The sequence below is a fragment of the Micromonospora sp. CNZ295 genome, assembly GCF_004217535.1.
The window spans coordinates 2246636-2272987 of sequence record NZ_SHKZ01000001.1 but is presented as its reverse complement, the minus strand read 5'-3'; the positions used below and the strand labels follow the sequence as shown (position 1 = coordinate 2272987).

Annotated in this window: 25 protein-coding genes and 1 tRNA gene; 11 read left to right on the top strand and 15 right to left on the bottom strand. The window is 71.7% G+C overall.

Annotation, left to right across the window (positions count from 1 at the left end; genetic code table 11):
- Positions 1–13: 13 nt before the first annotated feature.
- From EV376_RS10825 to EV376_RS10810, 4 genes are read right to left on the bottom strand one after another with little or no spacing between them, the layout of a single operon-like run.
- Positions 14–784 carry an ABC transporter ATP-binding protein gene (locus tag EV376_RS10825; RefSeq protein WP_130322295.1) on the bottom strand — a complete coding sequence of 257 codons (771 nt, stop codon included), beginning with the start codon at positions 782–784 and terminating at the stop codon, positions 14–16.
- The gene (cbiQ, locus tag EV376_RS10820) at positions 781–1551 is read right to left on the bottom strand and encodes a cobalt ECF transporter T component CbiQ (protein ID WP_130322293.1); all 771 of its coding nucleotides are present in this window, start codon (positions 1549–1551) and stop codon (positions 781–783) included. Before cbiQ ends, EV376_RS10825 begins: the two co-directional genes overlap by 4 nt.
- Before the next feature lie 11 nt (positions 1552–1562).
- Positions 1563–1949, bottom strand: a complete 387-nt coding sequence (locus tag EV376_RS10815; RefSeq protein WP_130322291.1) for a PDGLE domain-containing protein — start codon at positions 1947–1949, stop codon at positions 1563–1565.
- Positions 1946–2662 carry an energy-coupling factor ABC transporter permease gene (locus EV376_RS10810; RefSeq protein WP_130322289.1) on the bottom strand — a complete coding sequence of 239 codons (717 nt, stop codon included), beginning with the start codon at positions 2660–2662 and terminating at the stop codon, positions 1946–1948. Before EV376_RS10810 ends, EV376_RS10815 begins: the two co-directional genes overlap by 4 nt.
- Positions 2663–2827: 165 nt before the next feature.
- Here EV376_RS10810 and bcp point away from each other — a divergent pair, with 165 nt between their 5' ends.
- The 3 genes from bcp to EV376_RS10795 all read left to right on the top strand — a co-directional run bounded on the left by bcp (position 2828) and on the right by EV376_RS10795 (position 4023).
- The gene (gene bcp, locus EV376_RS10805; protein ID WP_130322287.1) at positions 2828–3304 is read left to right on the top strand and encodes a thioredoxin-dependent thiol peroxidase; all 477 of its coding nucleotides are present in this window, start codon (positions 2828–2830) and stop codon (positions 3302–3304) included.
- A 41-nt stretch (positions 3305–3345) separates the two neighbouring features.
- Positions 3346–3420, top strand: a tRNA-Leu gene (locus tag EV376_RS10800).
- A 78-nt stretch (positions 3421–3498) separates the two neighbouring features.
- Positions 3499–4023: a GNAT family N-acetyltransferase gene (locus EV376_RS10795; protein WP_130322285.1), complete on the top strand. Its 525-nt coding sequence runs from the start codon at positions 3499–3501 to the stop codon at positions 4021–4023.
- A gap of 31 nt (positions 4024–4054) precedes the next feature.
- On the opposite strand, the gene EV376_RS10790 is transcribed toward EV376_RS10795, so the two are convergent.
- The 3 genes from EV376_RS10790 to EV376_RS10780 all read right to left on the bottom strand — a co-directional run bounded on the left by EV376_RS10790 (position 4055) and on the right by EV376_RS10780 (position 6733).
- Positions 4055–5011, bottom strand: a complete 957-nt coding sequence (locus tag EV376_RS10790; RefSeq protein WP_130322283.1) for an expansin EXLX1 family cellulose-binding protein — start codon at positions 5009–5011, stop codon at positions 4055–4057.
- Between the two features lie 65 nt (positions 5012–5076).
- Positions 5077–5895, bottom strand: a complete 819-nt coding sequence (locus tag EV376_RS10785) for an MOSC domain-containing protein (protein ID WP_130322281.1) — start codon at positions 5893–5895, stop codon at positions 5077–5079.
- A gap of 4 nt (positions 5896–5899) precedes the next feature.
- Positions 5900–6733: a class I SAM-dependent methyltransferase gene (locus EV376_RS10780; RefSeq protein ID WP_130322279.1), complete on the bottom strand. Its 834-nt coding sequence runs from the start codon at positions 6731–6733 to the stop codon at positions 5900–5902.
- 119 nt (positions 6734–6852) lie between these two features.
- Between EV376_RS10780 and EV376_RS10775 the strand changes: the two genes are divergently transcribed.
- Both EV376_RS10775 and EV376_RS10770 read left to right on the top strand, forming a co-directional pair.
- Positions 6853–7905: an LCP family protein gene (locus tag EV376_RS10775; RefSeq protein WP_130322277.1), complete on the top strand. Its 1053-nt coding sequence runs from the start codon at positions 6853–6855 to the stop codon at positions 7903–7905.
- Positions 7906–8147: 242 nt separating this feature from the next.
- Positions 8148–9545 (top strand): sugar transferase, encoded by a 1398-nt coding sequence (locus tag EV376_RS10770; RefSeq protein WP_130328606.1) that lies wholly within the window; start codon positions 8148–8150, stop codon positions 9543–9545.
- Between the two features lie 12 nt (positions 9546–9557).
- On the opposite strand, the gene rfbD is transcribed toward EV376_RS10770, so the two are convergent.
- Complete coding sequence (gene rfbD, locus EV376_RS10765; protein ID WP_130322275.1) at positions 9558–10418, bottom strand: dTDP-4-dehydrorhamnose reductase; 861 nt, start codon at positions 10416–10418, stop codon at positions 9558–9560.
- Positions 10415–11422: a dTDP-glucose 4,6-dehydratase gene (gene rfbB / locus EV376_RS10760; protein ID WP_130322273.1), complete on the bottom strand. Its 1008-nt coding sequence runs from the start codon at positions 11420–11422 to the stop codon at positions 10415–10417. Before rfbB ends, rfbD begins: the two co-directional genes overlap by 4 nt.
- Positions 11423–11505: 83 nt before the next feature.
- Here rfbB and rfbA point away from each other — a divergent pair, with 83 nt between their 5' ends.
- Positions 11506–12393 (top strand): glucose-1-phosphate thymidylyltransferase RfbA, encoded by an 888-nt coding sequence (gene rfbA / locus EV376_RS10755; RefSeq protein WP_130322271.1) that lies wholly within the window; start codon positions 11506–11508, stop codon positions 12391–12393.
- Complete coding sequence (locus tag EV376_RS10750; RefSeq protein ID WP_130322269.1) at positions 12390–12980, top strand: dTDP-4-dehydrorhamnose 3,5-epimerase family protein; 591 nt, start codon at positions 12390–12392, stop codon at positions 12978–12980. The genes rfbA and EV376_RS10750 overlap by 4 nt, the downstream gene beginning before the upstream one ends.
- 57 nt (positions 12981–13037) lie before the next feature.
- Here EV376_RS10750 and EV376_RS10745 read toward each other — a convergent pair whose 3' ends face one another.
- The 6 genes from EV376_RS10745 to EV376_RS30165 form a co-directional block, all read right to left on the bottom strand.
- On the bottom strand, positions 13038–14255 hold the full coding sequence (locus EV376_RS10745; RefSeq protein ID WP_130322267.1) for an acyltransferase family protein: 1218 nt from the start codon (positions 14253–14255) through the stop codon (positions 13038–13040).
- Between the two features lie 65 nt (positions 14256–14320).
- Entirely contained in the window at positions 14321–15481 is a 1161-nt protein-coding gene (locus EV376_RS10740; RefSeq protein ID WP_130322265.1) for a glycosyltransferase family 4 protein, read from the bottom strand.
- Positions 15478–16335, bottom strand: a complete 858-nt coding sequence (locus EV376_RS10735) for a glycosyltransferase family 2 protein (protein WP_130322263.1) — start codon at positions 16333–16335, stop codon at positions 15478–15480. The genes EV376_RS10740 and EV376_RS10735 overlap by 4 nt, the downstream gene beginning before the upstream one ends.
- A gap of 3 nt (positions 16336–16338) precedes the next feature.
- Positions 16339–18867, bottom strand: coding sequence for an O-antigen ligase family protein (locus EV376_RS10730; RefSeq protein ID WP_130322261.1), 2529 nt, complete (start codon positions 18865–18867; stop codon positions 16339–16341).
- A gap of 170 nt (positions 18868–19037) precedes the next feature.
- A complete protein-coding gene (locus tag EV376_RS10725) occupies positions 19038–20021 on the bottom strand; it encodes a glycosyltransferase family 2 protein (RefSeq protein WP_165437983.1) in 984 nt (327 codons plus the stop codon).
- Positions 20022–20175: 154 nt separating this feature from the next.
- Positions 20176–21705, bottom strand: a complete 1530-nt coding sequence (locus EV376_RS30165) for a hypothetical protein (RefSeq protein ID WP_165437982.1) — start codon at positions 21703–21705, stop codon at positions 20176–20178.
- Between EV376_RS30165 and EV376_RS30160 the strand changes: the two genes are divergently transcribed.
- From EV376_RS30160 to EV376_RS10700, 4 genes are all read left to right on the top strand, one after another.
- A complete protein-coding gene (locus EV376_RS30160) occupies positions 21706–22470 on the top strand; it encodes a CE1 family esterase (protein WP_486482582.1) in 765 nt (254 codons plus the stop codon).
- Between the two features lie 107 nt (positions 22471–22577).
- The gene (locus EV376_RS10710) at positions 22578–23405 is read left to right on the top strand and encodes a MurR/RpiR family transcriptional regulator (RefSeq protein WP_130322253.1); all 828 of its coding nucleotides are present in this window, start codon (positions 22578–22580) and stop codon (positions 23403–23405) included.
- 12 nt (positions 23406–23417) lie between these two features.
- The gene (gene hutU, locus EV376_RS10705; protein ID WP_130322251.1) at positions 23418–25100 is read left to right on the top strand and encodes a urocanate hydratase; all 1683 of its coding nucleotides are present in this window, start codon (positions 23418–23420) and stop codon (positions 25098–25100) included.
- Positions 25097–26296, top strand: coding sequence for an allantoate amidohydrolase (locus EV376_RS10700; protein WP_130322249.1), 1200 nt, complete (start codon positions 25097–25099; stop codon positions 26294–26296). Before hutU ends, EV376_RS10700 begins: the two co-directional genes overlap by 4 nt.
- The last annotated feature ends 56 nt before the right edge of the window (positions 26297–26352 follow it).

Genomic DNA, 26352 nt, shown 5'->3' with positions numbered 1-26352 from the left:
CGGGTGTCGGGGGTCAGCGCGGGGCGGGGCGGGGGGTGAAGCCGTAGGGGAGTTCGAGGCGGTGGCGGGTCAGGAGGGCCTCGTCGGACAGGAGATCCGGGGTTGGGGCGTCGGCTACGATCCGGCCGGCGTCCAGGATGACCGAGCGGTCGCACAGCTCCAGCGCGTACGGCAGGTCGTGGGTGACCATCAACAGGGTCACCGGCAGCCCGCGCAGGATCTCGGCCAGCTCCCGGCGGGCGGCCGGGTCGAGGTTGGAGGAGGGCTCGTCGAGCACCAGGATCTCCGGGCGCATGGCGAGCACGGTCGCCACCGCCACCCGCCGGCGCTGCCCGAACGACAGGTGGTGCGGCGCCCGGTCCCGGTGCTCGCCCATGCCGACCGCGGCGAGCGCCTCGTCCACCCGGGCCGCCAGCTCGGCACCGCGCAGCCCCAGGTTGGCCGGGCCGAACGCCACGTCCTCGGCGACGGTGGGCAGGAAGAGCTGGTCGTCCGGATCCTGGAAGACGATGCCGACCCGGCGGCGGATCTCGGCCAGGGTGGCCCGGTCCGGGTTGACCGTCAGCCCGCCGACGGTCACGCTCCCCTCGGTCGGGGTGAGGATGCCGTTGAGGTGCAGCACCAGCGTGGTCTTCCCGGCCCCGTTCGGGCCGAGCAGCGCCACCCGGTCGCCGCGCGGCACCGTCAGGTCGACGCCGTGCAGCGCCACGTGCCCGTCCGGGTACGCGTACCGCACACCACGGACGTCGAGGCTGGGAGTCTCCGGCTGCACGTCTCCGATCATGTCAGGGCGAGAGCGGCGACGGCGACGCCGGCCGCCAGCACCGGCACGGCCGCCCCGACCAGCCACTCGCCGGCCGTGGCCGCACCCGCGCCCTGCCACACCACGGGCATCCGCCCGGTGTAGCCCCGCGACAGCATCGCCAGGTACACCCGCTCCCCCCGCTCGTACGCGCGCAGGAACAGGGCACCGACCCCGGCGGCGAAGCCGCGCAACTGCCACACGAAACGCGGGTCGTCGCCCCGGGACAGGCGGGCCACCCGCATCCGCCGGGCCTCCCCGACCAGCACCTCCAGGTAGCGGAGCATGAACGTGGCGATCTGGGTGAGCACCTGCGGGCAGCGCAGCCGGTCCAGCCCGACGATCAGGTCCCGGGTGGTCGTGGTCGCGGCGAGCAGCAGCGACGCCAGGACGCCGAGGGTGCCCTTGGCCAGGATGTTCCACGCGCCGTACAGCCCGTCCTCGGACAGCCGCAGGCCGAGCACCGCGACCCGCTCGCCCGCGCCGAGGAACGGCAGGGCGAACGCGAACAGCACGAACGGCAGCTCGATCAGCGACCGGCGCAGCAGCCAACCCGCTCCGACCCGGGCCACCCCGGCGACGACCGCGACCAGCACGGCGTACCCGCCGAACGCCCAGAGCGCCTCGCGGGGGGTGGCCACCACGGCGAGGGTGAACGCCACCATCGCGGCGATCTTCACCTCCGGCGGGAGCCGGTGCACCGGCGAGCCGGACCCCTGGTAGAGCACGTGGGCGTGCCCGGCGCCCATCGTCGTACCCGTCAGGAGTCCCGGCCGGTCGGAGCCGGCTGCGGGGCCTCGGCCGCGGCGGCCCGCGCGTCCCGGCGGCGGACCAGCCAGAACCCGCCGCCGGCCACGGCGAACGTCAGCAGTACGCCCAGGACGCCGGAGAGGCCGGTGGAGAGGAACTCGTTGTCGACGCCGGAGATGCCGTAGTCGGCCAGCGGGCCGCCGATCTCGTGCTCCTTCGCCTCCTGCGCCGGGCAGCTGCCGCCGGTGATGTTGTCCTCGGCGTCGAACGTGCAGCCCTCCCGCAGCGACGAGTCCAGCCCGTCCGGGTGCGACGACGCGAAGTTGCTCACCACGCCGGCGAGCAGCAGGGCGACCAGCAGCCCGCCGACGAGGAAACCCCAGGACCGCTTCTTCACCGGACACCTCCGACAACCGGGACGGACGCCGGCGCGGCCGGCTTGAGAGAGCGCAGCGCGTACACCAGATCGGGCCGGACCTTCGCGACCGTCACCACGGTGGTCGCGGTGATCAGGCCCTCGCCGATGCCGATCAGCAGGTGGGAGACGGCCATCGTGCCGGCCAGGCCGGCCAGGTTGCCGCCGAGGTCGACGGTGCCGCCGAGCTGGTACTGCAGGACGAAGCCCATCGCCGCCACCACGACGCTGACCAGCGCGGAGACGAACGCGGTGACCGCGAGGCCGGCCGGCGTACGCGGCAGGACGCGCAGCAGCGCGGCGATCAGCAGGTACGCGGCGGCGGTGCCGATGACCGCCATGTTGGTGATGTTGAGACCGAGCATCGCCACACCGCCGTCGCCGAAGACCAGCGCCTGCACGACCAGCACCACCGCCACGCAGAGCGCGCCGACCCACGGGCCGACCAGCAGCGCGGCCAGCGCGCCGCCGAGCAGGTGGCCGCTGACCCCGGCGGTGAAGATCGGGAAGTTCAGCATCTGCACGGCGAAGATGAACGCGGCGACCAGGCCGGCCATCGGCGCCAGGCGGTCGTCCAGGTCCTGCCGGCCGCGGAGCACGGCGACCGTCATCGCGGCCAGCGCGATCGCCGCGAAGACCGCGGCCACGGGACCGTTGATGATCCCGTTCGAGATGTGCATCGCCAGGGTTTCCACGTGACCTCCCACGGTCGGCGGGTCCGTCCACGCCGGCAGGGTCAGCCTATTGGGATCACCTCTCTGTTGCCAATGACTGGCAAGAAGGATGATCTCGATCACGACGGTCCGCGCCGGCGCGGTGGGCCGGCGCGGGGCGGGTGGGGCGGCGGTAGTGTCGGGGGCATGACCGCGCACGCCCGCCTCTCCCCCGGCGATCCCGCCCCCGAGTTCAGCCTCCCGACCGACTCCGGCGACACGCTCTCGCTGGCCGACCTGCGCGGCCGCAAGGTCGTCCTGTACGCGTACCCGGCCGCGATGACCCCCGGCTGCACCAAGCAGGCCTGCGACTTCCGCGACTCGCTCGCCTCGCTCCAGGCCGCCGGCTACGAGGTCGTCGGCATCTCCCCGGACAAGCGGGAGAAACTGGCGAAGTTCCGCGAGCGCGACGCCATCACCTTCCCGCTCGTCTCCGACCCGGACAAGGCGGTGCTCACCGCGTACGGGGCGTACGGCGAGAAGCAGCTGTACGGCAAGACGGTCACCGGGGTGATCCGGTCGACCTTCGTCATCGACGCCGACGGCAAGATCGAACGGGCGCTCTACAACGTCAAGGCCACCGGCCACGTCGCCAAGCTCCGCCGCGACCTGGGCCTGGACTGAGTGGTGGTCTACGATCCGGAGACCACCACGTAAGTGGTGCTGGGGCCGTAGCCCAACTGGCAGGAGGCATGCGGTTTAGGTCCGCACCAGTGCGGGTTCGAGTCCCGCCGGCCCTACTTCTCCGCCCCGACAGATGTGTCGGGCGTGTCACGATCACGGGCAGCGGGGATGGTCCGACCGCCAGGATGGCCGGCGTGAACCTGCGCTTCGTCCTCGACCCCGACCTGACGCCCGAGCTGCGCGAGGAGATCGTCGCGCTCTGGACGGACGTCAGCAACGCCGGCGGTGCGGTGGGCTTCGTCGCGCCGGTGACCGCCGCCAAGGTCCGCACGATCGCCGACCCGACGCTCGCCGGGATCGCCGACGGCCCGGACCGGCTGCTGCTCGGCTTCGCAGGCGAGCGGCCGGTCGCCATGGCGATCTTCACGGACAACCGGTTCCATCTGAAGACCCACTACCGGGTGCTGACCCGGGTGATGGTCCACCCGGCCGCGCAGGGCCACGGCTACGGCCTCGACCTGATGCGCGAGGCGGAGCGGACCGCCCGCCGGATGGGGCTCGACGCGCTCCAGGTCACCGTCCGGGACGGGCTGGGCCTGGACGGTTTCTACCGGCGCCTGGGCTACCGCGAGGTCGGGCGGCTGCCCGGAGCGCTCCGGGTCGCCCCGGGGGACGACCGGGACGAGATCCTCATGTGGCTGGACCTGACCGGCGCCTAGGTCGGCGGGGCGCGACGACGCGCGATGCGGGTCAGTCCGCGCAGCCCGGCGCCGGGGCGGAGGCGACGGCCGCGGGAGCGACCGCCGGATCCCCGGTCGTGGCGGACACCGCGGACGGGGTCGGTGCGGCGCTGGCCGTCGCCGGCGGCGGGGTCGAGGGGCGGCGGGACGGGACCGGGGAGCGGGCCGTCGTGGTGCCGCCGTACATCCGGACGCCGGCGCGCTGGACCTGGCCCGGCACCAGCCGGATCCCGGTGGCGGTGACCCGGTGGCCGCGGTTGTCGGTGACCCGGATGGTGTACGGCCCGGGGCCGGCGCCGGAGGCGATGACCCAGTAGTTGTAGTCCTGCCGGTCCGCCGCCCGCCACCGGCCGTCCTGGCGTACCTCGACGGCGCGCAGCGGGTTTCCGTGGTCGGCGACCAGGACGGCGAACCACCACTGCGACGAGCCTTCCTTCATCCGGAAGGCGAGCGGGCCGCGCAGCCGCGGGTCCGCGACCGCGCGGTAGGTGACCGGGACGATGCCCTGGACGGGGTCGGCGATCCGGGCGAACGCCTCCTTGGACAGGTCGATGTGCCCGGGGGCGCACTCGGGGCACTGGTCCATGACGAGCACCCGGACGGTGCCCTTCGGCCCGGTGACGTCGAGGTGTCCGCCGCAGGCGGCGCCGGCGGCGTACTCGCTCGGGCCGAGCGCGACGTAGAGCCGGTCGGCCGGGGCCGCCGGGTAGGAGCAGTTGCCGCCGGCGCCCTGCGAGTCGTAGAACGTCGCCTTGCCCTTGTTCGTCACCCCGGCCGTGGGTGGCGCGGCGGCCGCGGGCAGCCCGGCGGCGGCGCAGGCGGGGGCGCTGGCCCGCAGGGCGAGCGCCAGGCCGAGGGCACCGGCGAGCAGCGCCGCGCCCCCCACGGCGGCGAGCCAGCGGCCGCGCCGGAACCGGCGGACCGGTCCTCCGGTGCCGGACGGGTCGTCGAGACGGGCGTCGGTCACGGCGGTCGATGCTGCCGCACGGGCGAGCTGCCGGACAAGAGCGCTAAGGGAAAGCTAAACCGGCGTCACGCCCCGACGAGCACCTCGTCGCCGACCGCCACCCGGCCGCCGTCGACGGGTACGAGGTGCAGTCCGAACAGGAGCTTCTGCCGCACGTTGCGGTAGCGGCCGAGCGTGCGCAGCGGCTCCTTGCCGCGTACCCCCGTCTCCTGGTCGGTGGTGGTGACCACGCACCGGTCGCACGGGCCGGCGGCGCGGAAGCGGACGCCGCCGACACGCAGCGGCCGCCCGGCCCACGCGTCCTCGGCCCAGGCCGGTGCGCCGTCGACGACGAGGTTGGGACGGAAGCGCGCCATCGGCACCGGTGGTTCCCCGGCGTCGGCGAGCCAACCGTTGAGCGTGTCGAGGGAGGCGGTGCTGGTGAGGAGCAGCGGGTAGGCGTCGGCGAAGCTGACCTGGTCGCCCGGGTCGTGCTCCCGCTCGCCGGCGGGAATGTGGCGGGTCGGCCGGGCCAGCCACACCAGACGGACCGGGCGGCCGAGGAGGGTGCTGGCCCAGGCGTCGGCGGCCGGCCCGGCGGGCAGCGCGGGGACGGGGATCTTCCGGCTGCGGAAGGTGCGCACGGAAACCGGGTCGCCGCCGGTCGGCTCCGCGACGTCGAGGTCGGGGTGGCCGGCGGCGCGCAGGACGAGGCCGCCGTCGCGGGCCTCCGCGCGCAGCGCGACGAGGCCGGCCACCTCGCGCTGCGTGATCCCGACGCCCGCGGCGTCGACGACCATCCAGCGCCGGTCGCCGGCCAGGCCCCAGGGCAGCACCCGGGCGTCGTCGTGGTCGAGCCGGTGACACCCCTTGACCGGGTACGTGTGGATCGAGGTCAGTCGCACCGGCCTACCATGCCACGCCGATGCCGTCCCCCGGGTACCAGTGGTCGGCGGGCGTCTCGCGGTAGGCGAGGAACCGCCGGCGGGTGCGCTCGGCGTGCTGGGCGAGGACGTCGGTGATCGTCACGTTGTCGGTGAGCAGGACGGCACCGGGGGCGAGCTTCGGCTCGATCGCGTCGAACTCGCGCCGCTCGTGCGCGGCGCGGTGGTCGCTGTCGTGCAGGAAGAGGTCGACCGGGCGGTCCAGGGCCGCGATGGAGGCGACGGAGTCGCCGATGACCAGGTCGACGACCTGCGACCAGGGTGCCGCCCGGGCCAGGTAGCCGGCCTCCGGGTTGATGTCCAGGGAGGTGAGCCGGCCCGGGTGCCCCTCGGCGCCGTTGCGCAGCAGTGCGGCGGCGAGCACGACACTGCCGAGCCCCTTGTCGACGCCGGTCTCCACCACGTGCTTCGGCTTGGTCGCGCGCACGATGGCGTACCACCCGATGCGGCGGGCGTACCGGATCTGCTTGTCGGCGAGACCGCGGCGCGCGGACCCGGCGGTCGTCTGCTGGAGGTGCTGCCGCAGGTTGTCGTCCGACTCGATCTCGTCGAGGTACGCGCGCACCTGCCGGACCGGGACCGCGCAGACGACGCTGACGAACCAGGCGAGGTGGTTGCGGCTGAGCGGGGTCAGGTCGTACGTGTAGTTGTGATGTTCGCGGGACCGGATCAGCCAGCGCGCCGAGGCCCGAAGCACCTTCGCGTCGTAGCGGGCGACGGTGCGCAGGCGTTTGGGGAAGGTGGCGACCGGGGCGAGCCGGGTGCGGGCGAGCGCCCGCCGGAGCTTGATTCGGTCCACGGGTGCGTTCTACCAGGCCCGGTCGGCCCGATGGGATGAAAGCATTCATTCATGACGTCCACCCGGCCCGGCCCGGATGGGGGTACGCGGCCGCGCGGGCGGCTCAGTAGCATCACGCCATGCCAAATCGCGAGTCGTACGCGGAGCCGGAGACCGAGATTCTCGACTTCGACCGGGACCAGGAGCCGAGCGGCGAGCCCCGCAAGCGGCGCCCGCGCTGGCAGAAGGTCCTGCTCATCAGCTTCCTCGTGCTGGCGCTGATCGGCGGCGGCGGCATGATCGCGGGTGGCCTGTACCTGCGGTCGGTGGAGTCCGGGATCGAACGCGTGGACGCCTTCGACGATGTGCCGGAGGAGACCCGGCCGCAGGCGGTCGCGAAGGATGCCATGAACATCCTGATCCTGGGCAGCGACTCCCGGGACCCGGAGAGCACCGGCGGATCCCGCACCGACACCATCATCGTGGCCCACATCCCGAAGGACCGGTCGAGCGCACAGCTCATCTCGGTCCCGCGCGACACCTGGGTCAACGTCCCCCGCTCGAAGGACGGCCACGGCGGGCGCAACGCGAAGATCAATGCTGCGTACGCGTGGGGTGGCGTGCCGCTCATGGTGCAGACCGTGGAGTCGTTCACCAAGGTCCGGATCAACCACGTCATGATCATCGACTTCGCGGGTTTCAAGGAGATCATCGACGCGCTCGACGGCATCGAGGTCGACGTGGAGAAGACGTTCACCTCGATCCACCCCCCGCAGCGCACCTTCCAGAAGGGCGTGCAGCGGCTGGACGGTGAGGCGGCGCTGGACTACTCGCGGCAGCGCAAGCAGTTCGCCGACGGCGACTTCGCCCGCATCCGACACCAGCAGCAGGTGATCAAGGCGATCCTCGACAAGGCCGTCTCCGGCGGCATCGTCACGAACCCGAGCCGGCTCAACTCGTTCATCAAGGCCACGTCGAGCGCGGTTTCGGTGGACGAGAAGATGTCGCTGTTCGACATGGCGAAGGACCTGCGGGGTCTGCGTGGCGGGAACCTGACTTTCATGACCAGCCCGACGAAGGGCACCGGTCGGGTCGGCAGCGAGAGCGTCGTGTTCCCCAGCAAGGATGTCGAGCCCTTCTACGACGCGGTCCGTCGCGACGCGGTGCCGGAGATCCTGTCTGCCGCAAAGTAGGAATGTGAAGTGACTTCCCGGCTATGGCGGTCACCCCGGCCCGGCCATATCCTGCGGACGCCCGATGAGTCGTCACGCATCATCAGGGCCTTTCACGGGGAGGATCCACCATGTCCAGCCACCCGGCGACGACGCATCCGGCTGCGCCAGCGCCGCAGTTCAACGGCGAGTGGCAGCAGGGCTCCGCTGACGGGCTGCGGGCCGAGCCTTCCTCCGCTCCGTTGACGGGCGAGACGGAGACCATGCCGGCGGGTAGCTCCGGTCTCGACACCACCGCGGTCCTGCCGTACGCCAAGTCCCGCGCCTCGTCCCGGACGAGCTGGGTGCGCGCCTGGATGATGACGCTGCCCATCGACGTGGCCGCGCTGCTCGCACCGCTGCTGCTGACCCAGAACTACTGGCGCGGGACGCTGGCCAACGCAGCCCTCACGGTGGCCATCTTCGCGGCCGGCGGGCTCTACCGGGCCCGTCGGCACGTGAGCATCCTCGACGAACTGCCCAGCATCGGCGGGCGGCTGCTGGCGTCCGCCGCGATCGTGGCGATCATCGCGGCGGAGCGGCACTCCTCGGTGGAGTACGTCGGCGGGTTCATGCGGGGCGTGGCCCTGTCGGCGGGGCTGGTGATCGTCGGCCGGACGATCAGCAGGTCGCTCACCAAGCTCGTACGTAAGCGCCGGTGGGTGGAGCACAACGCCATCATCATCGGCAGCGGGCCGATCGGGCTCGAACTCGCCCGGCTGCTGCGGCGCTACCCGCAGTACGGCCTGCGGTTCGTCGGGTGCGTCGACGTCCCGGCTCGGGAGGGCACCGGCGCGCTTCCGTTGAGCGGCACCCTCGACGACCTCGAACACCTGATCCGGCTGCTGGAGTGCGAGGTCCTGGTCATCGCCGACCCGGACTGCCCCGAGGCCGCCCTCATGGAGACCCTGCTACGACCGCGCAGCTCGCACTGCGACCTGTGGGCGGTTCCGCGCCTGTGGGGCTCCCGCTCCCACGGCGGCTACCCCGATCACATCGGTGCCATTCCGATCGTCAAGATCGGCGACACGTCGCTCTCCGGCCCGCGGTGGGCCATCAAGCGGGCGTCCGATGTGGTGTTCGCCATGGTCGCGCTGACCGTGCTGAGCCCGGTGCTGCTGCTGTGCGCCATCGCCACGTTCGTCGACGGCGGCCGCGGCATCTTCTTCCACCAGGAACGGATCGGCCGGTACGGCAAGCCCTTCAACGTCATCAAATTCCGGTCGATGCGGCCGGTGAACGAGCAGGAGTCCCAGACGAACTGGTCGATCGCCCACGACAAGCGGGTCGGTCCGATCGGGCGGTTCATGCGCCGCACGTCGCTGGACGAACTGCCCCAGCTGTGGAACATCCTGCGCGGCGACATGAGCGTGGTCGGTCCACGCCCCGAGCGCCCCTACTTCGTCGAGAAGTTCTCGGCGGAGTACCCGAACTACGCGGCACGCCACCGGGCGCCCGTCGGGCTCACCGGACTCGCACAGGTCAGCGGTCTACGAGGTGACACGCCGATCTCCGACCGGGCGCGGTTCGACAACTACTACATCGAGAACTGGTCGCTGTGGCTGGACGTCAAGGTGGTGCTGCGTACGGTCACCGAGGTGTTCCGCGGTGGAGGCCGTTGAGCGGCCGATAGGTCAGCGCCGGCCCAACGCCTCGGTGAGGGCCGGACGCCAGTCCCCCAACGGCGGGAGGCCCGCCGCCGTCCAGCGTCCGTGCGCCAGGACGCTGTATGCCGGACGTGGGGCCGGCCGACGGTAGCGGTCGCTGGTGGTCGGGCGGACGCGTTCGGGATCGAGACCACGCAGGGCGAACACGGCGCGGGCGAGGCCGAACCAGGTGGTCTCCCCGGACGCGGTGCCGTGGTAGACGCCGGGTGCCGCGCGGCCGGCGAGCGCGGCGTCCGCCAGCGCGACGAGCTGCTCCGCCAGGGCGTAGGACCAGGTGGGTTGCCCCCGCTGGTCGTCCACCACGTCGAGGTACTGCCGTTCGTCGGCCAACCGCAGCATCGTCGCGACGAAGTTGGGCCCGTGTTCCCCGTACAGCCAGGCGGTGCGGACGACGTACCCGGCCTCGGGCAGCAGCCGGGTCACGGCCTGCTCCCCGGCGAGCTTGCTGCGCCCGTACGCGTTGATCGGTGCGGTGGGTGCGTCCTCCGGATACGGCGCGACCGCGTCGCCCCGGAAGACGTAGTCGGTGGAGACGTGGATCATGCGGGCGCCGGTCGTGGCGCAGGCTGCGGCCAGGTGGGCGACGGCCGCACCGTTGACGGCTGTTGCGGCCTTCTCCTGGGTCTCGGCCCCGTCCACATCGGTCCACGCGGCGGTGTTGATGACGAGGTCATGCCCGGTGACGGCGGCCCGCACCGCCTCCGCGTCCGTGACATCCAGCTCCGCGCGGGTGGTGGCCGTGACGGACAGGTCTGCGCGGGAGGCCAGGACGGTCAGCAGGTCCCGCCCCAGCATTCCAGCGGCGCCGGTGACCAGCAGCCGGCTCATCCGGCGACGGGCGAGGCGGTCTTGAGTGGCTCCCACCAGGAACGGTTGTCCCGGTACCACCGCACCGTCTGGGCGAGGCCGCGCTCCAGGTCGATGCTCGGGGCGTACCCGAGCTCGGCGCTGATCTTTCCGATGTCCAGCGAGTACCGGCGGTCGTGGCCCTTCCGGTCGGTCACCGGCACGACCCGGTCCCAGCCGGCGTCGCAGGCCGCTAGCAGCTTTCCGGTGAGCTCCTTGTTGGTCAGCTCGGTGCCCCCGCCGATGTTGTAGACCTCGCCGGCGCGGCCCTTGAGCTGCACCAGGGCGATGCCCCGGCAGTGGTCGTGCACGTGCAGCCAGTCCCGGATGTTGCCTCCGTCGCCGTACAGCGGCACCGTGCCGCCGTCGAGCAGGTTGGTGACGAACAGGGGGATGATCTTCTCCGGGAACTGGCACGGCCCGTAGTTGTTCGAGCAGCGGGTGACCACCACGTCCATGCCGTGGGTGCGGTGGTAGGCGAGCGCCAGCAGGTCCGACCCGGCCTTCGAGGCCGAGTACGGCGAGTTCGGCGACAGCGGCCATTCCTCGGTCCACGAGCCCTCGTCGATGGACCCGTACACCTCGTCGGTGGAGACGTGGACGAACCGGGAGGTCCCGTGCCGCAGCGCGGCGTCGAGCAGGGTCTGCGTCCCCAGTACGTTGGTGGTGACGAACGGAGCCGCGCCGGCGATGGAACGATCGACGTGCGATTCGGCGGCGAAGTGCACGATCACGTCGTGACCGGCGACGACCTCGTCGACCAGGGCAGCGTCGCGGATGTCACCGTGCACGAACCGCAGCCGGGGGTCATCGGACACCGGCGCCAGGTTGACCCGGTTGCCGGAGTAGGTCAGAGCGTCGAGCACGGTGACGCCGGCCGGGTCGAGCGCGGGCACGCCCGCCATGCTGCCACCGGGCACACCGAGGAGCATCCGCACGTACTCCGACCCGATGAAACCGGCACCGCCGGTGACGAGGATCCTCACGGGTTGAGAAGTGTACGCGAGGCGCTGGGAGAGCAGGGGTGACCAGGGGCTCGGGCGCGCTCCGATGCGGGTAGTCTCCCCGCGTGCGTGGAATCCTTCTTGCGGGTGGCACCGGTTCCCGACTCTGGCCGACCACTCGTGCAGTGTCCAAGCAACTGATGCCGGTCTACGACAAGCCGATGGTCTACTACCCGCTCTCCACGCTGATGATGGCCGGGGTGCGGGAGATCCTGGTGCTCACCACCCCGGAGGACCAGGACCAGTTCCGGCGGCTGCTCGGTGATGGCAGCCAGTGGGGCCTGCGCCTCGAGTACGCCACCCAGGCCCGCCCGGAGGGCATCGCGCAGGCCTTCCTGCTGGGCGCCGATTTCATCGGTGACGAGGCGGTGGCACTGATCCTGGGGGACAACATCTTCCACGGTGCCGGCCTGGGCCGGCAGCTCGCCGCCCAGGGCGATCCGGCCGGAGGCCGAATCTTCGCCTACCCGGTGGCCGACCCGGCGGCGTACGGCGTGGTCGAGTTCGACGCCGACGGCCGGGTGCTCTCGATCGAGGAGAAGCCCGAGAAGCCGAGGTCCCGGTACGCGGTGCCGGGCCTGTACTTCTACGACAACCGGGTGGTCGAGATCGCCCGTGGTCTCAAGCCCAGCGCACGGGGCGAGCTGGAGATCACTGCGGTGAACGAGGCGTACCTGTCCACCGGTGAGCTGTCGGTGACCGTGCTGGATCGGGGCACCGCCTGGCTGGACACCGGTACGTTCACGTCGATGATGCAGGCCGCGGAGTTCGTCCGGGTGATCGAGGAACGCCAGGGCATGAAGATCGGCTGCATCGAGGAGGTCGCCTGGCGGACGGGGCTGATCGACGACGCGCAGCTGCGGACGCTGGCTGAGGCACTCATCAAGAGCGGGTACGGCGACTACCTGCTCGGACTGCTGGACGAGAAGTACGGTACGGCGGTGACCTGGTGAAGATCCGCGAGTTGAGCATCGAGGGAGCCTGGGAGATCACCCCCGAGCAGCACGGCGATCCGCGTGGGCTGTTCCTGGAGTGGTACCGCTTCGACCACCTCGCCGCCGCAGTGGGACGTCCGTTCCGACCCGCTCAGGGCAACCTATCGGTCTCCGCACGTGGGGTGGTCCGCGGTATCCACTTCGCCGACGTCCCGCCCGGCCAGGCCAAGTACGTCACCTGCGTACGCGGGGCGGTCGTCGACCTGGTGGTGGACGTCCGGGTGGGCTCACCGACCTTCGGTCGGTGGGAGGCGGTCCCGCTCGACGACGTCGACCGGCGCGCTCTCTACCTCAGCGAAGGCCTGGGACACGGCTTCTGCGCGTTGACCGACGACGCCACCCTCGGCTACCTCTGCTCCACCACCTACAACCCCGGCCGCGAGCACGCCGTGCATCCCCTCGATCCGGAGCTGGCGATCGACTGGCCCGCGGCGTCGCCGCAGCTGTCGGCCCGGGACGCGGCCGCGCCAACCTTGGCTGAGGCACGCGAGGCGGGGCTGCTGCCGGACTACGACGCCTGCCGGTCATTCACGACCGGCACGTGAACGCCGCCACCGCCTCCCTGTTCCCGGACGACGACGTCCGTCCCGACCGGCTGGGCTTCAGCGTCGCGCGACGGACGATTGCTCAGCTGGTCCGTGACGGCCGTTGACGGCCTCCTCGTCACTCGACCCGCCGACGGCCGTGGGTAAAGACTCGAGCGGCACGGACGCACGCTGAGCGGGCACGGCAGGCGCCGCGTCCGCCGCGCGCATGCTGTCGAGCGACTGGCGGAGGGCTCGCCGCAGGCGTTTGGCGGCCGGGCGTTCGACCAGCCGGTGGACGAGGTATGCGAGCAGCAGCAGCCCGGCGATCGTCGCTCCCAACAGCACCCACGCGGGGAGGTACGGCCGGGCCGCGGCGATGACCGTCAGGCCGATCTGCTCGTGCAGCAGGTACAGCGGGTAGGTGAGGGCGCCGGCGGTGGTGAGCCACCGCCACCGGATGCGGTCGAACACTCCGTTCGCGATCAGGGCCATGACGACGAAGAAGGCCGTCACGCACGCCGCCGCGGGCAGGAACTCGCTGGTGGTGTACGTGTCGAGCTCGGCCCACAGGCGCGAGATCGCGATGATCCACGAGAACCCGACGATGGCCCACAGGGCGGCGTTCGCCCCGAACCGGTAGATGAGATAGAAAGCGATTCCCGCGACGAAGTACTGGGCGTAATTGCGCCCGAGAAGGATGAAGACCGCGGAGTTGTTGACCAACGGGGCGAACAGCGAGGCCAGCGTCCACAACACGCAGAAGGCGACGACGCGCCGGACGGTCACCCCGCGAGCCACCACCACCAGGGCGAACAGCAGGTAGAAGAGCAACTCCACGGGGAGCGTCCAGTAGGCCTGCTCGACGTCGGGGACGTTCATGAGCGACTGGAGCATCGTCATGTTGGCCAGAACGTGCGTCCAGTCCAGGTGCGTGGCGAAGACCGGGAACAGGGCGAGGACCCCGGTGGTCGCCACGACCGCGAACCAGTACGCGGGATAGAGCCGCACGACGCGGGCGACGGCGAACTCGCCGACGCTGCGGCCCCAGCTGCTCAGGCAGATGACGAAGCCGCTGATGAGAAAGAACATCTCGACACCGAGCCAGCCGTACGCCGCCACGTCGGCGAGCCCAGGGAAGAGTTCCTTGGTCGACGCCGCCCAGGCGCGGTCGCGCACGCCCTCACCGTGCAGCAGGTGGTACAGGACGACCATCAGGGCAGAGATCAGGCGCAAGCCGTCGAGCACGAACATGCGGTCGTGCCCGCCGCGCCGGACGGCACCGTGAGGCTCCATGAATCCTCTCCACTGGGTCGAGCTGCCCGCCGGGTACGGGACGAGCTGGGGTGTGGCGCGGCAGGCTACCGGTGGGACTGGCCAGGGCTCGGCCGGACGGCTGCGTACGCCGCGGCCAGCTGTTCCCGCACGGCGTTCGAGCTGTGGTAATCCAGCGCCCACCGCTTGCCGGCGGCGGCGAGCCGCTGGCCTCTGGCCGGGTCGAGGAGCAGGCTGCGCAGTTCGCTCACCCAGCTCCGCGCGTCCGCCCCCACCACGACCTCGTGGTCGTGCCGTACCCCCGCTCGGCGGGAAACCTCCGGCGTGGTCACCGTGGGTACCGCTGCCGCCAAGGCCTGGATCAGCTTCATCTGCACGCCCGTACCGCGCCAGACCGGAACGATGGCCGCCGCGGCCCGCGGGTAGTAGGGAGCGACGTCGGGAACGTTGGCGTGGATCTCGACGCCCGGACCGCGGAAGGCTTGTACGGAGGCGGGCGGGTTGGTCCCGACGATGTCGAGCACGGCGTCGGGCACCAGCTTCCGCACCTCCGGCCAGCAGTTCTTGAGGAACCACAGCAACCCGTTGACGTTGGCCTCGTAGGTCAGCCGCCCGACGAAGAGCACCCGCGGCTCCGTCGCCCGCGCGGTCGTACCCTCCGGGTGGTCGTACGGGCTCCGGACGACGTAGGTGTTCGGCCGCTCCTCGCCCGGTCCGAACGGTGCCGACACCATCAGCGGCACACCGTTCGCCACCAGGGTGTTCTCCCGTGCCTCCATCCGGGGCGCCTCGATCTTGCCCACCAGCTTCCACGGCTGGCCCGCGGTCTGGGCGAGTTGGGTGTAGTACTCACTGCGGAACTCGTCGAGATCGACGATCACCGGCACCGGTGCGCACCGCTCCACCAGGTGCACCGTCCGGAAGACGTTGAGATGCACGACGTCGGGCCGCCACTGCCGGAGCTCACTGGCGAGCGCGGTCGACAGTCGGGGCACGTCCGCGTAGGCCTGCTGGAGCGACGTGCGGGTCGGCAGCGCCAACCCACAGCGGAGCATCGACGAGATCCGGTTACGCGGCACCAGTACGACGGACTCGACGGGCAGTTCCTCAGCCTGTCGCACCTCCTCCTCGGAACTGGTCAAGCCGAGGAAACGGATCTGGTGATCCTTGGCGAGAATTTCGAGCAGGGCCAGGCTTCGCGGGCGGATCTTCGACGGAATCCAGGGGGCGACGAAGAGTATCTTCACAGGGGGAATCTCCTCAGAGCACGGGCCGACAGTCTGTCCACCGCGGTGCCATATTTGTCACAGTAAGTAATCAAGCCCGAGCGGTACAGCCGGTTCTTGCCGACCGCGCCGGTGCTCGTGCTCTCCCGATGCTCGGCCCACGCGGTCCCGACCGATACGACGCGCCATCCGGCACCGCGCAGGCGCTTGCAGAGGTCGACATCCTCGAAGTAGAGGAAGAAGGACGGATCGAAGCCGTCGACAGCGCGAAGCGCGGCGGCTCGTACCAGCATGCAGAACCCGGACACCCAGGCCACGTCCGCCTCCGGTGCCGACCCAGCCTTGTCGAGGTAATCCAGCATGGGCATCCGGCGGCGGAGGAGCCGGGACTTCACGAGCGCCTGCTTGACGCGGCCCGGCACCAGGTCGTCGACCCGTGTCGCCGCCAGCCACTCCTTGGCCAGGCTCACCTCCGGGCCCGCCGAAATGCCGGGCTCGCCGTCCGCGTACCGCATCTGGGGGGCGACCACGCCGATCCTCGCGTCGCCGGAGAGCACCCGCGAGAGTTCGGCGTACGAGGCGGGCGTGAGCGCGGCGTCCGGGTTGAGCAGCAGGTAGGCGTCCGCGTCGGGAAAGCTCTCCACCGCCAGATTTATCGCCTTGCCGAACCCAACGTTGGCCGACCGGATGACGTGCGGGGTGTACCGCGCCGCAACCTGGACGCTGTCGTCGGACGACGAATTGTCCACCACCACGATGTCTGCGACGGGTACCTCACGCAGGCTCCCCAGGCTCATGGGCAGGTCCCGGGATGAGTTGTAGGACACAACAATGGCTACCGTCTTCAATTGCCCCTCACCATTCGGAATGCTCATCGGTCACGCCGCCGAGGTCGGTCGCACGGCCGTCTCCGGCACGGCCGGAACCGCCCGGCCGCTCCGCAACGCGATATCACCGAGGACGAGCAGCGCCGCGTGTTTGAGGAGGTAGGTCAGGGAGACCGCCGCGGCTGCGCCGACCGCACCGAACAGCACCGCGCCGGCGGCCACCGCGCCGAGCAGGGTGACCGCACTCGCTACACCGACCTTCGCCACCAGTGCGCCCCGGCCGGCCCCTTGCAGCACGGCACCGCAGGGCGAACTCGCGCAGAACGAGGGCACCCCGGCGAGCATCACGGCGATCACGACACCTGCTCCTGAATAGACCTCTCCGAACAACACCTCCGCCAACCACGGCGCGGCGACGACGCCGACGGCACTGAGCGCACCGGTCGCGACCACCACGGCGAGGTTCATCCGCCAGAAGAGCCGCCGTGACTCACCGGCCTGCGCGGTCGCCGATTGCGGTACGAGCACCGCGCTGAGTGCGGACGGAATCGACACGAACGGGGAGAAGATGCGAGTGGCGCCGGCGTACAGGCCCGCGCCGGTACCCGGCGCGACCAGCGAGACCACCGTCGCGTCAAGGACCCGCGCCTGTGCGGACACGTTGCTCACCAGGTACGCCCGCGAGTCCAGCATCGCTCGCCACACCTCAGCGGCAGCGACGCGGCGGGAGATCCGCACCAGGGCCCGCACGTGGATCTGCCCCAGCACCGACGCGGCCACCACGCCGTACGCGAGCGACGCGAAGGGCCCGCCACCGAGCCCGAGGGCGGTCACGAAGATCGCGACCTGCACGGCCTTCCGGCCCAGGATGGAGACGACCGCCTGCCCCATCCGGCCGTCGGCGATCGCGAGCGACAACACCGTCTCGACGTTCTTGTCCACCATCCAGCCGACCGCGAGAAGCACGGCGACCCACGGGGCCATGGTGCCGGCGGTGAGGGCCAGACCGATCGCCGCGGCGATGACCAGGCCACCGATCGTGGTGAGGATGTTCAGGCGCAGGCCCGCGCTGACGGCGACATCGCTACCGAGAGCCCGCCAACGGAGGAGGGCCGTCGAGACGCCCGCGTCCGCGACGATGGTCAGGAAGGCCACCGCGCCGAAGTAGCCGCCGAAGGCACCGAAGCCTTCCGGGTCCACCTGACGTGCCAACAGCACCATCACCACTGCCTGCAGACCGCTGCCGGCAATGCGGGAGGCGGCCAGAGCCGAGGCTCCGCCCAACACCCCGCGCAGGTTCGGCCGCGACGGACCCTGAGCGTGGCCGCCTGAAGCGACCGGGTGGGGCCGCCCCTCCGCGTCGCCCGCGAGATCTTCCCTTCCCCCATCCGCGCCTGCCCGCCTCAGGGGTGTCGAGGCATCGCCGTCGCGGTCTTCGCGTCGCTGGTCGTTCTCGCGTCCCACGTCGGAGATCACCCGCACGGTCGCTACTCCCACGACAAGGAACCACAGCGGCAGCATGGACTCGGCCAGGACGCCGTACGTGGTGGCCGCCATCCCGAAATAGGCCACCGTGAAGGTGAGGCAGAACGCGGAGGTGAAGGGCGGCCGGAAGACACCCCGCCACACGCACAGCGCGGCCAGGGCGGACGCCGGTGCGAAGAGGAAAACGGCGCCCGGTATGCCGAGTTCGACGGCGGCGAACAGGAAGCCGTTGTGAACCGGCACCCCGGTCGCCACGAGCGAATCGACCCGGCCGACGACCTCCACGTAACTGTTGGCGCCGATGCCCCACCACGGTTCCCTGGCCAGGAACTCCACCGCGCTGGACAGCAGCTGCGCCCGCGAGCCGCCGGACGGGTCGGCGATCATCCGGGCCAGGAACACCGGGGCCGCCGCGAGCAGGCCGATACCGAGCAGCACGAACCCGATGACGGTCTCGCGGCTTCCGCGGCCGGTGCCCGACTGGGCCGTGAGGCGCCTCCGCTGCACCAGTTCGTACACGACGACCAGCATGAGGGCCGCCAACATCCCGGTCCGGGTGCCGGTCAGCGCGGTCGTCGTGAGGGCGGCGGCGGGAATCCCGTACCGGGCGACGATGGCCGGAAGCTGGAACCGGCCGAAGCCGATCCGGCTGTCCGGGCCAGTGGTGAGGTAGTAGAGGGCAAGCACCAGCACGACGGCCTTCGCGAGGTTGCCCGGATGGTTCAGGGTTCCGTTGGTCCGCTCACCGAGGAAGCGGGCCGCCTCGGCGGTCCCCATCGGGTTGAGCGGTACGCCGAGTCGCTGGAGAGCCGCGCAGCCGAACTGGGCGATGATGACCCCGGCGGAGGCCAGCCGGAGCGCCGGGCCGGCGGCCCGATGCATGGCGAGCAGACATCCCACCGCGTAGGCGACGGGTGCGGACAGGTATTGCGCCGCCCCGACCAGCTCCCGGGTGGAGGCACCCCCGCGTACCTCAACACCGATGCCGATGCACAGGGCCAGCGTGCCGATCGCCGACACCAGGACCGCCAGCCATTGAAGCCGCCGCCAGGTCTTCGCCACCAGCACGACGAAGGCTGCGACGAGTGCGATCATCCAGCTCGACGGTCCGAAAACCGAGATGGCGATCCCTACGTGCCACGGCGGATCGGCCGACAAGAAGGTCTTGGGCAGCAGAGCGAGACAAACCACCGGCAGGCCCGCGCTGAGGGCTACCAGCCAATCGGTACGAGCGGGTGCTGCGGTCGACGAGCTGGTCCCCACCGTTACGGTCGGGCCCACCGGCGTGCTTCCGCACCCGCAGCGGCCTCCGCGCGGCGTCGCCGCGGCTCCCGCACACCGCTCGCCACGGCGCTGACGAGTCCCCCGGCGATGGCCCCACACGTGTAGCCCATGGCCTGCGCGCCCGGTCGCCCGACCCGCAGCCCTTCCCAGAGGACCCGGAGCATCCCACCCACCGCCCCCTCGCGGCGGGCGTACGTCATGACCGACCCGAGGTAGTAGTCGCCCCGGTCCCTGCGGGTCGCCGGTCCGAGGTACTCCCGCGCCCAGGCAAGCTCCCTGGTCAGCGAGATGGACCGGGAGACGCCGGCACCGGTCGCGTCGTACGTCACCAGGGGGTCGTTCAGTTGCCGGACCACCAGCCCGGGCAGGTTGCGGGAGAGGGTGAGAAGCCAGGTCAGGTCCTGGTGCAGGCTCAACTCCTCATCCAGCGGCACGATGCTCGGAAGCGACCGCGGAAAGAGCAGCGTCGAGGACGGGAGGAACGCCTGCCCACGCCGGACCCGGTGCCGCCGCAGCAGGTTGTTTTCCAGGCTGCGGCTGGGGTCGTACGGCGCACGGGGCCAGATTTCGGACGTGTCGTCAAATTGCACCGTGACTTTGGTGGACGAGATCCACGTCGACGACGCGGCGAGACCGGCCTCGGCGACATCCCGGATCTGGCGCTCGATCTTCGCCGGATCCCAGATGTCGTCGTCGTCCAGGAACGCCACCAGTTCTCCAGTGCACCTGCGGACACCGGCCATTCGGGCGGCGTTGCCGTTCCGGCGCTCCAGGTACCTGATCAGTCGAACGCGGGGATCGTCAGGGATGTCCACGTCGCCGTCCGAGTTGACCACCACGTGGACCTCGGTCACCGGATACGTCTGCGCGAGGACGGACTCGACGGCCCGGCGAAGTCCCGGCTTGCTGACTGTCGGGACGACGACGCTGACCGTGGGACTCCACGTCGCGGATCGCGCCGGCACTCTGGGATCCATCCCGACCCTTCCCTAACAATCCGGAACAACGAACGGCGACGCCGCTCAGCTCGCTGTCGACCGCGCAGGAGCATCGCATATTACAGAGCACCGGCCGCGGGCGATGCCCCCGACGCACCCGGTCGCCGACGGGCCGGGCGGATCAGAAGGACAGGGTGGTCCGGATACCGTTGATCACCTTACGCACCTCGCTGACCTGCGCGCCCTCGGCGGTCATGCGAATGACGATCTGGCGGTCGATCGCGTCGTCGGGGTTGCTCTGCCACCAGCCGATCACCACCACGCCGTATCGAGGCTTCCCGTTGAGCTGCGGGGTCTCGACGAAGGTCGCGTTTCCTGCCTCGATCCACTGCAGGCCCCACGCGTCCTCGGCCCGCCGGTACGCGGCCCGCACCTCTTCACCACAGGGTGACGGACAGTTCCGGATGATGATCTCCCCGCCGACCTCCGGCTGACCCGGCCGGGAGATGCCGCAGACATGCCGGGCGAAGCCGGGACCCCGCTGGCGTGCGTCGCAGGCCCAGGACTCGGGCACCTTGAACGTGAAACCGAAGCCGGCCGGGTTCTCCTCCTTGACCCGGTCGACGTCGCCGAACTGTGGCTCGGCCGGCCAGGAGCCCGGCTTCGGCGGCTCTACACCAGGGCTGCGGGGCGCGCCGGTGGGAAAGGCGATCGGCTCCGGACTGCGTGACACGGCCGCGGTGGGGGACGGGTTCGATGTGGCCGCGTCGGGCGCCTCGTCGCCGGACCCCCACGCGAAGATGCCGATGCCCGCACCGAGCGCCACGACCACCGCGACCGCGACACCGATCCACAGGCCGGTCCGCCGCGGCCGCGCCCGCACGGCCGACCTCAGTTGCGGATAGCTGTTCGGGTACGGCTGGTCCCACGACGACGGCGTCTCCGGGGCGGACGAGGGAGGAACCGATACGGGTGAGGGAGGAACCGATACCGGAGACGGTGGCGCCGATGTCGGCCACGCCGCGCCCGACGTGGGTTGGACGTCCTGCGGAGCCCCCTGGGCGGTGTCGGTCGGGTTCGGCTCGCTGTCGGCGGGCGCCGCACCGGGTTGGGTCTGCTCGGGTGGCGAGGTCGGACGGTACTCCAGGCCGAGCGCGATGAAGACCTGTTCGGCGCTGGCCCCGCCGCCGGTCGCGTAGGTGACCCAGGGTGCCGAGGCGGCGAAGTCGGCCTGCAGGTAGCGCGGCCGCCCATCGGGGCCCTTGAGGGCTTTCGCGGTGACGGCGAAAGCTTCCCGCCAGCGCTGGTCGGCGGCGACGGCCGGGTCCAGGACGGCAACCGTGACGGACCGGCCCTGGGAATCGACGGCCGACCAGGCCTTGCCCACCTGACACGACCCCAGGGTCTCGAGGAACCGGAACGGACTTCCTGGCTGCATTACCCCACCCTCCCCGGAGGTCACGGTGTGGATAGTAGCGATGGGGCGCCGCCCCTTGACCGTCGGCTTGGTCAACGTTGGACCGGCCCGGCAAGATTGCTTGCCGTGGGGTTCAGACGCTGGCTGGCTGCCGCATTCACACTTCCGCTTCTGGTCGGCTGTGGGCCGGATGGCGCCGATGCCGCAGCCGACCCGGTAGCTGCCTGGCACGCCCCGGTCGCGCCGGGCACCACCGGAACCATCGACCAGGACGGCCGGCCGTTCCAGCTGCACGTGCCGGCCGGGTACGACCCCGCCACAAAGGCGCCCCTCGTCGTGTTGTTGCACGGCTACGGGTCCAGCGCCGTCCAGCAGGAGCGGTACTTCAACCTCACCCCCGAGTCGGACCGCCGCGGTTTCCTCTACGCCATTCCGGACGGCACCACCGACCGGGACGGCAAGAGGTTCTGGAATGCGACCGAAGCGTGCTGCGACTTCTACGACAGCGGGGTGGACGACGCGGCGTACCTCGACCGGCTCCTCGACACCGTGACGTCGGCGTACTCGGTCGACGCCGCGCGGGTCTACCTGGTCGGCCACTCCAACGGCGGCTTCATGGCTTACCGGATGGCCTGCGAACGCTCGATGCGGATCACCGCGATCGTCTCGCTCGCCGGCGCCGTCGACGACGAGACGTCGCTGTGCACGCCGCAGCGGCCGGTCAGCGTCCTGCAGATCCACGGCACCGCCGACCCGACCATCAAGTTCGGCGGCGGCACGAACGGCGGCCACCCGTACCCGTCGGTCGGCACCACGCTCGCCACCTGGCGGCGGATCAACGGCTGCACACCGGAGGCCGACACCTCAGCCCCGCCGCTGGACCTCGAGCCCCAGCTACCCGGGGCGGAGACCGGAGTGACGATCTACTCCGTCGGCTGCCGCGACGCCACCCGGGTCGCGCTGTGGCACATCAAGGATGGCGGCCACACGCCCACGCTCAGCGCGATCTTCGGCCCGGCCGTCATGGACTTCCTCTTCGCCGGGCCACCCCGACCCTGACTCACTCCCCTGTCGGCGGCGCGAGATGGGCGGTGCCGCGCACTCGCGGCGTGTGGATCGGGTACGCCACCTTGTGCTGTGAATAGTTTCATGCATAGGCTCGGCTCGTGAATGAAGCCGTGCTGGACCTGTTCCAGGGCGTCCGGCTCACGCCCACCCAGCGCCGCATCGCGCACTGCCTCGTCCAGCACGGGCCGACCGTCGCGTACCTGTCGGCGGCCGAGGTGGCCGAGCTGGCCGGCGTGAGCCAGCCGTCGGTGACCCGGTTCGCGATGGCGCTCGGCCACGACGGCTACCCCGCCCTGCGGCGCCGCCTCCGCGAGCTGACCGTCGCCGCACCCGGCGGTCGGGCCGACGCGGGCAACGAGCTCCAGCAGGCGGTACGCGCCGAGATCGGGAACCTGGACCGGCTCGCCGACCAGCTCGCCGACCGGGAGCGGATCGCGGACAGCGGCCGGCTGCTCGCGGCCAGCCGCCCACTGCCGGTGCTCGGCCTGCGGGCCGCCGCGCCGCTGGCCGCGTACTTCGCGTACTTCGCCGCCAAGGTGCACCCGGACGTGCGGGTCCTCGACGACGGCGGCACCCTGCTCACCGACCGGCTCGAGCAGGCGGCCCAGGCCGGCGCGACCGCGCTGCTCGCGTTCGTGCTGCCCCGCTACCCCCGGGAGACCCTGGACGCCCTGAGCGAGGCCCGCGACGCGGGCCTGACCGTCGTCGCCATCACCGACTCGCCGGTCAGCCCGGCCGGCGAGCACGCCGACGTGGTGTTGCCCGCCGCCGTCGGCGCGCAGCTCGTGTTCGACCTGCACACCGCCCCGATGACCCTGGCCATGGTGCTGCTCCAGGCGATCTGCGACGCCGCGCCCGCCGAGACCCAACGCCGGCTGGAGGCGTTCGAAGCCTCCGCCGTCCGTCGTCAGTTGTTCCTCGGTTAGGAGGAGATTCCCGTGACGCAGCCCCACCAAGCAGTCCGCGGCGCCGGGCCGGTCCGGGCCGCACGCGGCCCGGAGCGCACCGCCCGTGGCTGGCCGCAGGAGGCCGCCCTGCGGATGCTGATGAACAACCTCGACCCGGAGGTGGCCGAGCGCCCCGAGGACCTGGTGGTCTACGGCGGCACCGGGAAGGCCGCGCGGGACTGGCCGTCGTACCACGCCCTGGTGCGGACGCTGACCGACCTGCGTGACGACGAGACGATGCTGGTGCAGTCCGGCCGCCCGGTCGGGGTGTTGCGGACCCACGAGTGGGCGCCCCGGGTGCTGCTGGCCAACTCGAACCTGGTGGGCGACTGGGCGACCTGGCCGGAGTTCCGCCGTCTCGAACAGCTCGGCCTGACCATGTACGGGCAGATGACGGCGGGCTCCTGGATCTACATCGGCACCCAGGGCATCCTCCAGGGCACGTACGAGACGTTCGCGGCGGTGGCCGCGAAGCGCTTCGGCGCAACCCTGGCGGGCACGCTGACGCTGACCGGCGGGTGCGGCGGGATGGGCGGGGCGCAGCCCCTCGCCGTCACCATGAACGGCGGCGCCTGCCTCATCGTGGACGTGGACCGCAGCCGGCTGGAGCGCCGGGTGCACGACCGCTACCTGGACGAGATCGCCGACTCGCTCGACGACGCGGTGCAGCGGGCGCTCGCCGCGAAGCGCGACCGGCGGGCGCTGAGCGTCGGCGTGGTCGGCAACGCGGCGACCGTCTTCCCGGAACTGCTGGCGCGCGGCGTCGAGATCGACATCGTCACCGACCAGACCAGCGCGCACGACCCGCTGTCGTACCTGCCGGAGGGGGTCGAGCCGGCCGACGCGCGGGACTACGCCGCGGCGAAGCCGGCCGAGTTCACCGACCGCGCCCGCGCCTCGATGGCGAAGCACGTCGAGGCGATGGTCGGCTTCCTCGACGCGGGCGCCGAGGTCTTCGACTACGGCAACTCGATCCGCGGTGAGGCGAAGCTGGGCGGGTACGAGCGCGCCTTCGACTTCCCGGGCTTCGTGCCCGCGTACATCCGGCCGCTGTTCTGCGAGGGCAAGGGCCCGTTCCGGTGGGCGGCACTCTCCGGCGACCCGGCCGACATCGCCGCCACCGACCGGGCGATCCTCGACCTGTTCCCGGAGAACGAGTCCCTGGCCCGGTGGATCCGGATGGCCGGCGAGCGGGTCGCGTTCCAGGGCCTGCCGGCGCGGATCTGCTGGCTCGGCTACGGCGAGCGGGACCAGGCCGGCGTCCGGTTCAACGAGATGGTCGCCGCCGGCGAGCTGTCCGCGCCGGTGGTGATCGGCCGCGACCACCTGGACTGCGGCAGCGTCGCCAGCCCGTACCGGGAGACCGAGGCGATGGCCGACGGCTCCGACGCGATCGCCGACTGGCCGCTGCTCAACGCGCTGGTCAACACCGCCAGCGGCGCCTCCTGGGTGTCCATCCACCACGGCGGTGGGGTGGGGATCGGCCGGTCCATCCACGCCGGCCAGGTCTGCGTCGCCGACGGCAGCGCGCTGGCCGGGCAGAAGATCGAGCGGGTGCTCACCAACGACCCGGCGATGGGCGTGATCCGCCACGTCGACGCGGGCTACGACGCCGCCCGCGAGGTCGCCGAGCGCACCGGCGTCCGGGTCCCCATGGCCGAGGGGCCGGCGTGAGCGACCTGCCCGCCCGGTTCCGGGCGCTGTGGGACGAGATCGCCCCGGTCGGCCGGGACGAGCGCAGCGGCGGGTACCTGCGGTACGCGCTCACCGACCCGGAGCTGGAGCTGCGGTCGTGGTTCCGGGCCCAGGCCGACCGGCGCGGCATGCCGGTGACCGACGACGGCAACGGCAACCTGTTCGCCTGGTGGGGCGACCCGCGGGCCGGGCAGGCGGTGCTGACCGGCAGCCACTTCGACTCGGTGCCGCACGGCGGGGCGTACGACGGCCCGCTCGGCATCGTCAGCGCCCTCCTCGCGGTGGACGAGCTGCGTGCGGCCGGCCGCACGCCGGTCCGGCCGATCGCGGTGGCGGCCTTCGTCGAGGAGGAGGGCGCGCGGTTCGGCGTACCGTGCCTGGGCTCGCGCCTGCTCACCGGCGCGCTGGACGTCGACCGCGCGGCCGGGCTGCGCGACCTGACCGGGGTGAGCCTCGCCGAGGCGCTGGGTGACCGGCCGGCGGGCGCCCGGCCGGAGCTGCTCGGCCGCTTCGCGGCCTTCGTGGAGCTGCACGTCGAGCAGGGCCGCGCGCTCGTCGAGCGGGACGCGCCGGTCGCGGTCGCCAGCGCGATCTGGCCGCACGGCCGCTGGCGCTTCGACTTCACCGGCGAGGGCAACCACGCGGGTACGACCCGGATGGCCGACCGCCGGGACCCGATGCTCACCTACGCGTTCACGGTGCTGGCCGCCAACAAGGAGGCCCGGCTGCGGGGCGCGCACGCCACGGTCGGCCGGGTCGCCGTGGAGCCGAACGCCACCAACGCGATCCCGTCGAAGGTGACCGGCTGGCTGGACGCCCGCGCCGCCGAGCCGGAGACCCTGACCGGTCTCGTCGAGGCGGTCCACGGGAAGGCCGCCGAGCGGGCCCGGCGCGACGGCACGGCGGTGACGCTGACCGAGGAGTCGGCGACGCCGCTGGTCGCGTTCGACGGTGGGCTGGCCGACCGGCTCGCCGCGCTGCTCGACGCGCCCGTGCTGCCGACCGGGGCGGGTCACGACGCTGGCGTGCTGGCCGGGCACCTGCCCACCGCGATGCTCTTCGTGCGGAACCCGACCGGGGTGTCGCACTCCCCCGCCGAGGCGGCGACCGACCAGGACTGCGCGGCCGGCGTGGCCGCGCTGGCCCGCGTGCTGGAGGAGCTGGCATGCCGGTGACCGCCCGCGGTCCGGTGCGGCCGGCAGGTGCCTGCGCAAAAGCTTTGGAGCTGATT